This is a genomic window from Paenibacillus sp. FSL H3-0329 (assembly GCF_037963285.1).
Classification (GTDB): domain Bacteria; phylum Bacillota; class Bacilli; order Paenibacillales; family Paenibacillaceae; genus Paenibacillus_AQ; species Paenibacillus_AQ odorifer.
The window spans coordinates 777432-790523 of the sequence record NZ_CP150150.1 but is presented as its reverse complement, the minus strand read 5'-3'; the positions used below and the strand labels follow the sequence as shown (position 1 = coordinate 790523).

Here is a 13092-nt window from a genome sequence, read left to right as displayed (position 1 = left end):
CCCGCTTGTTATTCTATTTTCCAAGCCTCAATAGCCTGAATGCTTATCTGGTAACTGGCAGCAGCTATCTGAGACTGTACATTGCCTTTAACCAACTTAGGAAAATGTTCATCTACTATATAACTCATACTTTTTCCAACCCGATACCACTGCTTGTCATAATCAGGCATATCCATATAACCATACTTTAATAATTTTTGATTATACAAATCGAGTACTGCTGGACTGCTCTCAAGCATCAATCGCAAATCAGCAACTTTACTGGATAACGTAAAAGCATTGTGTCCATTTGGAGCGGTCTTATCAATCAGAAACAAAACAAGCTTTCCAGGATTGTTAACATCCAGCTGTTCAAGGGAGGATATCGAAACAGTCTTTGCACTGATTCCTATGGCTTTTATTTCGTGCCAGCCATTTTCATCCACAAAATCCTGATCTGCCCCTTCGGGTCCAACCCAACTTGCTACTGAATTAAGCAGAGTCTGGCCCTGTTCTATAATCCGCTTCAAAAAGAGCATTTCGCCTAAGAGTCCCTTTCTTTCCGGCTCACTAAGCAGACCACTCCTTTGGAGTTCAAGAAGTTTAAACCACTGAGAGTAGCGTTGCAGAACATACTCAATGCCCTGTTCAGTATCAAGCTGATTACGAGAGGATTCAATTAAGTCGTAGCAGAGTCTAATATATACTTCTTCCTGCTCTTCTCTAATAAGCTTGAAAACAAGCGCCCATTTGCCATCTGTTCTTTTAGCAAATGAAACTAGAATTGACTTTGAGGACTCAACATTTGTCGGTTCGTTTGAAGTTACAAGCAATAACGAGCGTTGATTAATGCCCTCATATCCTATATGCCACTCAAGGGGATGCTCTGCATCGATTCTAACATAGCCGTTGTTATAATGAATGAGAGAGTTCCACCTATTAATTAAAGCTTCATTAGACAGCATCATCATCGTCCTCATCATCATCATCCAGATCCATCCAATTACGCAACTCAACTAAATTAACGACGTAATTGGCAGTGAGAATCCCTCCATTGCCTGGAAGTCCAATTCCTATTGCAAAGAGTATTTCAGGAATTCTTGGGTTGCGAGGTTCATCTTCGTCCTGCATACTCTCAATAACATGAAGCATTAAAAGTGGATTGCGTTCCTTTATTAAATAAGCGCTGTCAGGTATATTTTTCTTCCCAGGATGTGTTCTAATAAAAGCATTCTTAGCATCAGCAATTTGTTTTTTTGAAAGTCCCGCTTTAGTACATCCCCCTGCACCAACACGCACCTTCGTACCCGATACTTTAATCATACCGTTTGCTTCTGTAATCGTTCTGCGCTCAGGTTTTACTGTGATAAGCCCATTTAATCCTTCTATCTCGTAATCCTGATTACTTGAACCATTTGGTAGAAAAACGTCCCACTCTGCAAACTCTGATTTATTTTCTATATATTCCGCTAATGCTTTTCCTTGAAATGATAAGTGCCATGGATGTGTGTCGAAAGTGCGAAGCAGGTCAATAACATATTCTTTTTTAATACCAGACCACATCTTACCATTTTGATCTACTTCAACACCATAATCTACACTGTTTAATTTAGAAACAAATTGTTTAAATACTTTTTCATTTAGTTTTAGTATTTCAGCCTTCGATTTCAATCTTGGAGTTTCCAATAATTTTCCAGTAACCGTTATTGGTCTGCTAACTGGTGTTCCTGTTCGCATTTTATTTCGAGCTGTTACAATTAGAGAGTTAGGGTCCTGTCTGACCTTGAGTCCGAAGTCTCTTGGTGTCTGCTGCAATTTATTCATTTTTCCAATTTCATCTTTTAATTCATTGGCGGCTTCAGTGATATATCCGTACCAATCAATTGCATCTTTTGCCATCCACACTTTAAAAACATCATCATAGTTAGGACGATAGCCAAACCATCGTCCCATTTGTAAGAGGGTATCGTACATTTGCGAATTGCGATAAAAATAGCTGACACACAGTCCCTCCAGTGTCAGTCCACGGGATAAACTATTTCCACCAATTGCAATAACTCTAAACCCACTTTCTTTGTAACTATAATAGTCAAGACTGGAAGCTCCAGTTTTTTGGTTTACAGCCCTCACTTCAATTGGAGCTATTGCCTTATGTAAATAGTTCTGTTGTATATCTCCCCATGAAACCCCAGATTTTTCTGAAAGCCCGTGCTTATCCCAGACATGTTTTAAAAATCTCAAAGATCTAATTTGCATCGCACGATGCTCATCTAATAAAGCATAATTTCGAACATCAGACTGCACCTGGTTTAACCACGCATTGACATGTTCCTTTGTTTTAACTTGAACATCTGTAAATCTACTAACATTTATGAGCATTGAACGATGCTCAGTTGCATCTTTTCTTAGGTCTCTAATAGAATTTGCTAACAAAAAATATGCCATTGCCTCATACATGCTAGGTGGAAGATCATCAATTTCAAGATCTTTCTTATGCTTAAAAGGATAAAACTGCTCAACCTCTTCGGATTCTATTCTTACAAGGCAGTGATCGTATTTAGGCTGTTCCCCAAAAATCGCATCAGCCCCAATATAATTAGTTGGTGGGGAGAGCACATAAATAAAATCTCTTGGGAACAGGTCATCGCCTACCATATCATCATTCGTTTCAGGATTAATAAAGATGTTGGCGAAAGGCGTGGCTGTTATTCCTAGGTATGAAGCCTGATAAAATCGCCCTAAGATTGATCGAATAGCTGTGTTGATAGCAGCTGGATCTTCGTCTTCTTTCTTCGTGTTCACAGATGCATTGTCGGCTTCATCATCAATCAGCAACAGTGGCAGATCTATTTTTCCACTGTTATCCGCATTATTAGACATCAACCAGCTTTCCAGACTCCTAAGAACAGACTTATTTTTCTTTACTACAAAAAGTGCTGGCCCACTACTATCTTTTAATGTTAAATCATTACTATTTAAAATAGATGAATTAAAATCATATAGCACAGTTGTAAATGCAGAGATTCTTCTAGTTGAATCTATTTTTCCAACTCCATCAAATACATTTCTGACTTCTTGCTTACCCTTCTTTTTCAGCAGATCTTTGCTTAATCTTCCAGCAAACTCTTTGTCCAACCTCTCTTGTGTTTGTTTACGCAAGTTTTCCGTTATACCCGTCAGAACTATTATCACCTTATACTCTGTATCGGCAGCCTTATTGCAAATAGCAGTATAATTGGCTGTTTTTCCTGATTGAACATCTCCTAATACAAGCCCTCTTCGTTGCCATGGACTTTTATTCTTAGGATCACCTAGCAAATTCACAATTTCATCAGATACCGTGTCTAGACTAGCTGTTACACGTGAATTCCATCCTTTGCTATCTTCGAGATATCGTCTATAACGATTCCAATAATAGAACTCAAGATCTGCCCTCCGTGCTGGCAACCAAGATTGATGCTCACCACTCTGCTCTGTAATATAGACACCAACGTCCATAGTTATTGGCACTGTAGATTTCAGAATTTTAATAATTTCTTCAAACTCTTCATCAGTTACTGGCATATTGACTCGAAGCGCTTTTGCTTCTTGCATGAATTGCTCTTCAGTTGGCGGTAGAACTTGGTACTTTGTATTAATAGTAATTGAAATGAACCGTTCAAGCATCTGGCCGTTTTGGCTTAACATCTTCATTACCTCCTACAGAAATTCATATAGCCATTCTGGATTTTGATCAAATGGCTCTGTTATTGATAGTCTTTCTGCCATTTCCCTTCGTTCTTGATCACTACTGCATCCAGAAAACATTTGATTTAACATTGGCAGTAAATCGGTCTTAGTCAGTACCTTCTCATTTAAAACTCGTTCGTCACTTGTAAGATCAACATATAACTGGTTTAGAGGCAAACCAAGTTCAATTTGTATAAGCAATTGTTCCACAACATCTTTCTCTGATTTATTCATAGCTTCAATCAGGGGATATCCTCTATTAATTTCATAGACTATGCCCCCCTCTCTAGTTCTAAAGCGGTCCCATATATGTATTTTAGAGTCCTCGGTTTCCTTTTTTCCACGGTAAGTCCAGGTGCGTTTACTGCTCCCAGCAAGCTTCTCAACAATTGGAGCAAGATTCTTTCTTACAATCTCTGGCGGTATTGCTACGGACTTTTTAATATCCAAAGTCCACAGATAATCTAATGAATTAGGAATGTCTACTCTAACACGAGCTAACTTAGACAGTTCCCCTTGCCGCATCAGCCTGAACCAAGTTCCCCATACCAGCAACCGCTTATTGCGGTAAATATAAAATCCTTGCAGTTTGCGAAGACCTTCATCTCCACCAAGCATTTTGATTTCTGCTTGCGACAGCATTGATATATGCGGCAATGTATAAGGACGCACAACAATTTTTTGTCCGTTGATAACAACATTTTCCTCATCCATAACCTGAGTGCTCTTCCCTGATAAAAAAGGATCTATGGATTCCAGATATACCTTATTAATTGAAATTTGAATTTTCTTTACTCCTACTTCCCCAGAGAGGTAGCGATGAAATACAAGTGATAAGTGATCTCTCACACGGTCCATATACTTGCCCATGTTTTCATTGAAATTCAGTTCTCCAACTTTTAGCCGATCAAGTTCTTGCCAAATTACCATTGTGCCATTGCCTCCATTCAACAATTCACTAAAATGAGGAAGAGCTTGGAGCTCATCATTATCCAACAATTTCAATGACCAGTCGTTTGTAGTAGCAATAAAATCCAAATCCCACTGTGCGCCTGTCACTATTTCATCTTTCAAGCTAACAACTGACAATTTCCTGCACTGTGACATAGATGCAGTTTTCATACCAAGTCCAAATCTTCCCAAATCGTTAGTTGTTCTTGTGTCCAGTGGGTTTTTACTGCCATAGCGCATAGCGTTTATTAACTCTTCTTGATCCATTCCATGTCCATTATCTGTTATCGCTACATAGGGACTTCCCATTGGGAAGAATAGTATATCTATTTTTGTCGCATCTGCAGTAATACTATTATCTATTATGTCTGCTAATGCTGTTTCTAGCGAATAACCAATTGCTCGAGTCGCCTCCATAAGTATCGGGGCATTCGGAGGTAAAGATAATATTTCCACACCACTATCTCCTTCCATTAGGTTGCAGAGTACGCATTAATCCCCAATAAAAAATCTCCCTTTTATGTAAATTTCGACTTCATAGTTCTTTCTTCCTGCTTTTGGAACAGAACGAGACACTGAGATTAGGTTTCACTTGCATTCGTACCCTAATAAAAACAAGCAAACAGCTTCCTCATGAGCTTACAAAAAGATTAAATTAATTAAACTTCAAAAAGTGATCCTTGAAAATTTTCATTCCTTGTTGCCTAACTCTTCTTAAAATACTTACTCTCCGCATTACTTTCCCAGCTTATATTTAATGTTAGTCTTGAAGGATTTTCGGAATATTTTAACGAATTCTTCATACTAATTCCATTCTATAGATTTGAGAGGATAAAGATGACAAATACAGGCTCGAATTCATTAGTTCTAAGTTGGTTGAGTAAGCCAAAAATCATAAATTGGTCTATTAAACTTGGTGTTAATACAAGGAAATCCCCAATAGTTTCAGGATCTTTTACCACAACTCTTTCTTACCTTGATGATCAGGGAGAAAAGTGGGGAGACACCTATGTTAAAGTTGTTGGTCAGCATTATGATGACTATGCTCACTGGAATCATGTGAGTCATTTACTTCCAATTGGAGGTATCACTAATCAACTTCAAACATTCGTCCCCTCCTCTTTTAGAGGGCGTCAATATAAAGACGCCGCACCAGGGGTAACAGGATTAATAGGCGAAGTCCTTACAACAACATTTCTACAAAAAGAAGTCGGACTTAAACCTTTTCAAATGGCTCATTTGAAGGGAAATGTTAAAGCGCCTGATCTTTGCTTAGATATTCAACCGAGTATGCTTATTCCCCTAATTCAAAAAGCTAAAAATAGTTCTAATAAAAACGAATTGCTTAATACTTTGAATAATTCTTCTTGGCATGATCCATTTCCTATTGAATGTAAAAGTAGAAGAGACAAAGGAAATAGGCAAATTAGAGATGCATTGAACCAATTAATATCTTATTGGGGAAAGGTTACTTCAATGGCTGGTTTTGGTGTAATAGCTCAGATAGATGTAATCCCTACTACAAATATCAATCTTCATTTAATAATACCCAAAGCCACCGAACTCATTAATGTACAAAAAATCATTTTAGGAGATGTTAGAGGAACAAATTTAACTCCTCTTCCTATTAATCCTACAATCAGCCAATTCAACAGTCTATTAGGAGGTAGAATAATTGGATAAAGAATCTATAGTCCAAAAGTTTCAAATGGCTCGTCTATGTCAATGGATAGGAGCCACTGACGAGGCAGAAAATATATATAGTGAGCTTGAGGAAATGGAAGGTGGATTATCATACGTATTAAAACCTGTAGTTAGAGAAAGAAAAAAAGAAATTCCAAAAAAAACAGAAATAATGCGAGAGCCTGTTACCAATTCAGTTAAAGAAAATCACTTGAAACAACAGCTTTACTTATTCGATGTAGCCAAATTGAAACTTGAGAACAAACATAATATAATACCAAAGTATACAAGTACAAAATGGAAATATTCTATATCAGTAATGTCTAAACTTGATGAAGACCTCAGATTTGAATTAAGAGGTTTTAACCCAAGTGGGGAAATCCCTTTGTTTAATATAGGGGAGTTTTCAGAATTTAATGTAGAACAGTGGAACACCGATGACTCTGATTTAATTTGGTATAGTGGAATTCTGTCTGGTTCAGCAGACTTGCTATATATCTCTGTCGATCGTTGGGGACTACTAAGTGGTACAGCTATAATAAAAGAGAGCCAGCTCGCTATTAGCTTAGCCCTCATACATACTACTATTTGTGAGTTAGATAATTTTATCTGGAAAAAATAAAATCAAAAACTAATCTTAACTAGGCTCTACTTCATCAAAATCATAACAAAAGAAACCAACAAGAAAATCGGACTGCCCCAAAGGGGCATCACAAAACAATCCACGCCATAGCAAACGTGCTGGGGAATCCATTTCGCCTGTATTTAACGTCTGGAGATGTCCATGACTACACAAGTGCGATGGAACCCTCTTTGGAGTAATGTTGTCTTGCTCTTCATGCTTTTCACTATAAAACGGTTAGTTACAACAATAAAATACGTTTTACTGAATGCAACCTGTGCTGGCATTAGCCCTTTGGCATGTTCCGTACTTTTTCTGCTTCCGGACATTACGATTAGGCGATCCTCCGGCACTGGCACCTTGGCAGCTTTTCCGACAGCTTTAATGTCGTTACTAGTGACAGGAGTTTGGGTATCTGAATCATTCTTATTTCCAGCTCTATTGATACCATCTGGTCGTTCGTCTTATCACTCTTAATGAGCACGTTCTTCTTAACTACCCAGAAATAGTAAATCCCTGATTTATCAGCAGATAACGGTAACCATGTGCGCGGTATCCCCTCCGTCCATCTAACGCAGGACTGAGAAAACCCTCCAGTTGCTGCTTTAATTTAATCCAGAACATTTAAACCTTCCATAACAAAACAGAGGAAAGGCTGATTGGCTCCGGGTTACCCCCGCTCCATTCATCCGATCCTCAATTTTTTCAAATTAATGATATAACTCTCCATAGCCCTCAAATGGCCTTATCCCGAAATTACCACCGAACTTTGGATAGCCAATCGCCTTTGTAAGTACGCCTTCAGATGAGGGTCCACACAGTAGATATAGCATCCCTTCGTTCCCCGGGTCATCAAAGTCCTGTAGGTGTTTCGTATAATTTGATCGGCCATTCGGAGCGCCCCGTCCTTATCTTTCTTATACAAGGTCTTGAAGCCAGAAAGAGATTTATCCGTCTTCGCACGTTTAAACGGGTCGGTAATGATACGGTTATTTTCAAAACGCATATCTTCGCCAATGATAACTCCGACATATTCAAATTCAAGTCCCTGTGAGGTATGTATGCAGCCCACTTGTTCGATGGATTCAGGGTCGATCGCCCAGGTCGTCGTATTGTTAAGGTTCCAGCTCATGAAAAATTGATAGCGATCTAATTGAATGTCATGAACGCCAGGATTGTTCTTTCCATCCGTCTTCCAATCCCAGCAGTATCCGGCAAGCATTCTTGCCTTATTATTTATCTGATTTTTGCTGAAGATTTCGTCCCGTAATTCATTCGGGTCATCATAGAGTCGAATGTCATAGTCGAAATCGAAACCATCTGCATTTGCCGTTTCACGGATATCGAGTACATCATCGAGCCATGCCAGATATCCATCGGAGCCATTGCACCGAAATTGAGAAGCCAATGTCAACTCCGTGATATCCGCGTCCATTTGCTTCGCATACCCTCTAATCTGCTCTTTGCTGCCAACATCGTGCATCGCAATCTTCTGATATTCATCGATAAAAAATACAGAAAACCGAGCAGCGCGGATAATCTCCATGGTTTGATTAATTCCTTTATTTTTGAACAAACCCGACTTTTCATTTAAGCGATGAGCCTCGTCAACAATCAAGCAACCGAATTCATCGGGCAATGCTTCATAGTAAACGCCTGATCCCTTAAACAAGTTATCAATGACTGATCTCTTTACGTTTTGCTGCAGCTTTTTCATATATACGGCACGAGGAGCGCTATTTTTGGTTACATATTGGCAGACTAGTTCCCGTGCCGTAAGCTCTACCAAAAGATTAATTCCGAGAACCGACTTACCTGTCCCTGGTCCGCCTTCGACAATCAAGACTTGTTTCTTTCCCGACTGGGCCTGCTGCGCCAATCTTAACGCTTCCTCTTATACTACCTTCTGATCGTCAATCATGATGAATTCTTGATTTCCCTGCAGCATGCTAACGAGTGAATCCTGCAGTGATTTAGAGGGTTTAATTTTGCCATGTTCAATGAGGTACAGCGATTTACTTCTATCAGTTTTTTTGATGTAGGTTGAGATAAACCCTCTTAACTTTAGAACATCCCCCTTCGAGAAGATAGGAGCCTCCTCAATGTATTGATTGTAGACAGGATGCAATAGAGGGTCGTTATCGGTCCGTATATAGTTATGTAAATAAGCACAAGGATAGAGCTGGACCGCTTCGTTCTGCACGGTCTCATTATAATCCCTAATCAACCTAGCATAAGACCATGCCTGATAAGAAGGATGCTGCGTTTTAGTCTTTGTTCGGTTATAGCGAGTTTTAACAAGACCATCTGCATCCTCAACCGTTTCAACTTCTGTCCACTGCTTAAGCTCGACGATGACGACGGAGTATTGATCCTTTTCATTCAAACCTGTAATCATGAAGTCGACTCTTCTCGAGGTCGCTGGAATTTTATATTCAATCGCGATTCCTACGTCATCTGGAATGGTTGATGTGTTTAATACTTTATAAAGGTAGTTCATTGAATTGTTCCATGCGTTGATTTCTCCCATGGAAACTCTGCCGACTTTTTGGACATACTGGTTATGAATCTTTACTGCGATGCTGTCTTCGGTCACATCATTCATAAATTGCTGCTTGGTCGATTCATAGATAATCATGGTGCTTCTCCCCTATTCGTTCACTGCCGCGTACTTTTTTGCGAACTTCCCTTGAAACGGGATACTGGATATTTCTCCGCATTTTTGTTTATTTTCTGAAGGATGGCATCCTTTACGTCGATTTTCAAATCATGAACGAGCGTTAGTGTGTAGATGAGAATATCAGCGATTTCGTCCTGCATGTCGGAATAATTTTGCTCTATGGCTTGCTGGCTGTTCTTCCATTGGAAGAGTTCCAACAGTTCACTCGACTCCAACGAAATGGAAAGAGCCAGATCTTTGGGATCATGGAATTGCTTCCAGTCCCTTTCGTCGCGGAATTGGATAATTTTTTCGATTAGTTCGTCCATTTGTACCCCCGTCTGTCATGTTGTTCAAATTCAATCTCTAGCACTTGCTCTGCACAAAACAATGATAGCCCAATCCTCAATGTAAATCCACGAAATTCCTACAAATTAAAAAGAAAAAGACTCCTGTTAATCAGAAGTCCTCACTGACTAAAAGCGTATATCCAGTCAGGGCATCTCCCACATTTGGTACGACTACGCTACCAGCGCCAAAGTTCTTATAAAAGAGCTTATGCCCTTCAGCCAGTGCAGGCGTATCGGTGATTTGTGTATAGCCGTTATTTGCCGAGCCACTTGGATCGATGGCGCTCACCTTCAGGCCACCCGCAGGGTTAAGCATATTAATTGTAAAAGTCAGCATGGTTGCCGGTCCCGCCGGAACGGACCCGCTAGCTACCACACGTACCTTAACGATGTGCTCACCACTCAAATCCGGCAAGTTGGTTCCGTCGTACCATACGTAAGGTCCGTCGTCCACAGAAAATTCCATACTTGTGTCCAGACCAACAATCGTATTGTTCAGATCATCAGCCGTGACTTCAGGCGCGGACGGGATGACAGCATTCGAGTCATGAACAGTAATCTGAGTGGCAATAGAAGCGAATGCTGTTGCCGTTGCCTTTTCCCGAACATAATACGTGTCTGGCGCAAGGTCAGTAATCATTGTGTCTGTAACTTCTGTCCAAAGACCAGTGCTGCCTATTTTGTATTCCATTTGGACTGTCAGATTCTGAATGGTACCGTTATTAGCCCCATTGTACGTTACATCCGTAACAGTCACACCTACCGGTTTCTCACGTTAGTTCTCGTATGGTTTGTATTCTTTAGTAGAATGAACATGAATAACTTCATATTTCAAGCTAGTTAACTGTGGGAAAGATTGTCGTGAAAGGAGGATTTAGAAAAACATATTACGCGAGAGATCGGTGCGGGATTGTATGTCTGGATAACGAAACATTGTTTGATTCCCGAAAGTTTAAGACGATGGAGGATCAGTTCTTAAGCTTTTGGCTTATGTCGCTGAACAGTAACGAAAAGAGAATCGTTCGAGGCTGGCGAAGGCATTGGTGTAACTCGAGTTGAGTGAGTTACATTTGGACGACCCTAATAAGGAACTGATAATAGATTCATTGAAATTTATGAGGCTTGGAAATCGGGTGAGTTTATTGCCACAGAAGCGACGAGAAGAATTGGAATGAAGAAGGCCCCCATTCTATCGTAAAGTTAAAGAATATGAGAAAACTTTAGTGGTTCATTAAAAGCTTTACTGATAAATTTCATAAATATCACTAACCCTATTCAACTAATAATGAAACCCATATAAATATTACATACAATAATATTGCTACTACAAGGGCGCTTAATGGAATAATCCATGTTAGGTGTGTTTTGAAGGGTTTCAGTAAAGCTATGCATTTTTCTCTTTTTGTGAGTAATTGATTGTTAGCTATTCTAATTATATTTTCAACTTTATGTTCATCTGTGTTAAGCAGTGCCTCCCAAAGTTGATCATACTGTTCTTTGATTGAATCTTTATTGGCGCTATCTTTTAGTATAACCATATCTCCCTCCTATAAATATTTTATATTAACAAAAGATCAGGAGAATATTCATATACATTCTCCTGATTTGAGATTATTAGTTTAGTTATTAGTTCTCATAGACATGACCTCTAATTCTTACTGCATGTGCTACACTTGGATTTGATATTTTTAGATAAACACCTTGTGGAGGGTGTGCTGATGCTACAGATATAGTTTCATAAAAAGCAGCGCCATTCCAAGTGTTAAAACCTGGATGGAATTTTTCCCCTATTGTATCATCGCTAAAAAAACCTTTATATACAACACTGTATCTCATCGTGCTTTCTACAGTTACCCCTGGAACCTGCTGCCATCCTGTTATACCCAGAGAATATTGTGTCATATTAAATTGGCTACTATAAGTTGATTTACCCGTACCAACAGTCTCGTCTCCATAACTTGCTATTAATGTAGATGCTAGGGGAGAAATAAGACTTTTATTATTTTGTAAATTGGATAGTTTTTCTACAGCCGTACTCTTTGTTTCTACTCCGTTTAAAAACAATTTCCAAATTCCATCACGTTCAATTACTGGAAGAGATATTTGGTTTATTTCTCCACTTTCTTTTCGGGTTAGATCAAGAGTAGCTATAAATGAACTATCAGAATCAGGCACAACACTCTCAATACTTGCATTAGAAAAGGGGTCGGTGGTCAAAGATTCCTTGTACTGTTCAATTTGATCCTGCTCTGAACTAAATCTGGTATCAACAACCCATTTCACTGCCTCTGTTATATCTCCAGATTGAACGGCTTCAACATAATTACTTACAGACTCTTTTGCCAATTCTAATGGGGAGATCGATTCTGCATTACTCAATCCAGGGAATACAGAAAGTAAAACTAAGGGTACAACAACCAAGGTTCTTTTCATTTTACTAAAAAATCTATAATTTGTCATTATTGCACTTCACCCTTTCGCCTATTTTTAGAATACTCTATCATTCTACATTATTTGGAGATTATTATAAATAATAGGTTTAATTATGGAATATTATGAGGTATATGGTTTTTGTTATTCATGAAATTTAGTGTAGTAATTAGTTTATATAACACGGAACATCATATGTTCCTGTTCATGTGTATATAACCATCGTTACCAATACACCAAGAGAGCTTCAAATGTTTTATTTTTGTATAGAGAAGGCGCTCAGAAAAATATCGCTGATGAAACCGTAGATCTAGTGGTTACCGATCCACCATATAATCTTTAAAATTCTGCGGAACGTCGAAGACAACCAAATAAAAAACCTAGTTTTCAGATTCCCCCCAATGATAACCTGCTATATCCTGACTACCGCTAGTTTTGGCTCCCCAAGCTGACGAAGCCATCGCTCCTGATGGTGATAACATGAGAAAAAAATGCCTTTGACACTAAAGGGCATGTAATATCGCAATGAATTAATTCAATAAACTCAGATTAAAAGACGAAATTAACATGAGTGTACCAGCTTTACTTGAAAGATCATGATTAGAAGCAAAAAAACTGTCCGCGAGTTCTGGAGAACTGCACTGTTGAGCGATGTGATAAATACGACAATGGATGTTAATCTCGCAAGC

General features: G+C 39.0%; 12 protein-coding genes. 2 read left to right on the top strand and 10 right to left on the bottom strand.

What is annotated here, in order from left to right:
• Positions 1–8: 8 nt before the first annotated feature.
• From NSQ66_RS03480 to NSQ66_RS03470, 3 genes are read right to left on the bottom strand one after another with little or no spacing between them, the layout of a single operon-like run.
• Positions 9–950, bottom strand: coding sequence for a PD-(D/E)XK motif protein (locus tag NSQ66_RS03480; RefSeq protein ID WP_256720286.1), 942 nt, complete (start codon positions 948–950; stop codon positions 9–11).
• On the bottom strand, positions 934–3666 hold the full coding sequence (locus tag NSQ66_RS03475; RefSeq protein WP_076142276.1) for a Z1 domain-containing protein: 2733 nt from the start codon (positions 3664–3666) through the stop codon (positions 934–936). Before NSQ66_RS03475 ends, NSQ66_RS03480 begins: the two co-directional genes overlap by 17 nt.
• Positions 3667–3678: 12 nt before the next feature.
• Positions 3679–5133 carry an ATP-binding protein gene (locus NSQ66_RS03470; protein ID WP_339192739.1) on the bottom strand — a complete coding sequence of 485 codons (1455 nt, stop codon included), beginning with the start codon at positions 5131–5133 and terminating at the stop codon, positions 3679–3681.
• A gap of 363 nt (positions 5134–5496) precedes the next feature.
• Between NSQ66_RS03470 and NSQ66_RS03465 the strand changes: the two genes are divergently transcribed.
• Positions 5497–6342 carry a hypothetical protein gene (locus NSQ66_RS03465; protein ID WP_076142274.1) on the top strand — a complete coding sequence of 282 codons (846 nt, stop codon included), beginning with the start codon at positions 5497–5499 and terminating at the stop codon, positions 6340–6342.
• Positions 6335–6964, top strand: coding sequence for a hypothetical protein (locus NSQ66_RS03460; RefSeq protein WP_076142273.1), 630 nt, complete (start codon positions 6335–6337; stop codon positions 6962–6964). The genes NSQ66_RS03465 and NSQ66_RS03460 overlap by 8 nt, the downstream gene beginning before the upstream one ends.
• Before the next feature lie 143 nt (positions 6965–7107).
• Here the strand turns inward: NSQ66_RS03460 and NSQ66_RS03455 are convergent, their stop codons facing one another.
• From NSQ66_RS03455 to NSQ66_RS03425, 7 genes are all read right to left on the bottom strand, one after another.
• Positions 7108–7317 carry a hypothetical protein gene (locus tag NSQ66_RS03455; protein WP_170914304.1) on the bottom strand — a complete coding sequence of 70 codons (210 nt, stop codon included), beginning with the start codon at positions 7315–7317 and terminating at the stop codon, positions 7108–7110.
• Between the two features lie 392 nt (positions 7318–7709).
• Positions 7710–8843 carry a DUF2075 domain-containing protein gene (locus NSQ66_RS03450; RefSeq protein ID WP_249267778.1) on the bottom strand — a complete coding sequence of 378 codons (1134 nt, stop codon included), beginning with the start codon at positions 8841–8843 and terminating at the stop codon, positions 7710–7712.
• 15 nt (positions 8844–8858) lie between these two features.
• Positions 8859–9602, bottom strand: a complete 744-nt coding sequence (locus tag NSQ66_RS03445) for a hypothetical protein (protein ID WP_249267777.1) — start codon at positions 9600–9602, stop codon at positions 8859–8861.
• A gap of 20 nt (positions 9603–9622) precedes the next feature.
• The gene (locus NSQ66_RS03440) at positions 9623–9952 is read right to left on the bottom strand and encodes a MazG-like family protein (RefSeq protein ID WP_076142272.1); all 330 of its coding nucleotides are present in this window, start codon (positions 9950–9952) and stop codon (positions 9623–9625) included.
• A gap of 130 nt (positions 9953–10082) precedes the next feature.
• The gene (locus NSQ66_RS03435; RefSeq protein ID WP_170914303.1) at positions 10083–10664 is read right to left on the bottom strand and encodes a hypothetical protein; all 582 of its coding nucleotides are present in this window, start codon (positions 10662–10664) and stop codon (positions 10083–10085) included.
• A gap of 580 nt (positions 10665–11244) precedes the next feature.
• Positions 11245–11511: a hypothetical protein gene (locus NSQ66_RS03430; RefSeq protein WP_076142270.1), complete on the bottom strand. Its 267-nt coding sequence runs from the start codon at positions 11509–11511 to the stop codon at positions 11245–11247.
• Between the two features lie 88 nt (positions 11512–11599).
• Positions 11600–12433, bottom strand: a complete 834-nt coding sequence (locus NSQ66_RS03425; RefSeq protein ID WP_076142269.1) for a hypothetical protein — start codon at positions 12431–12433, stop codon at positions 11600–11602.
• Between the last annotated feature and the right edge of the window lie 659 nt (positions 12434–13092).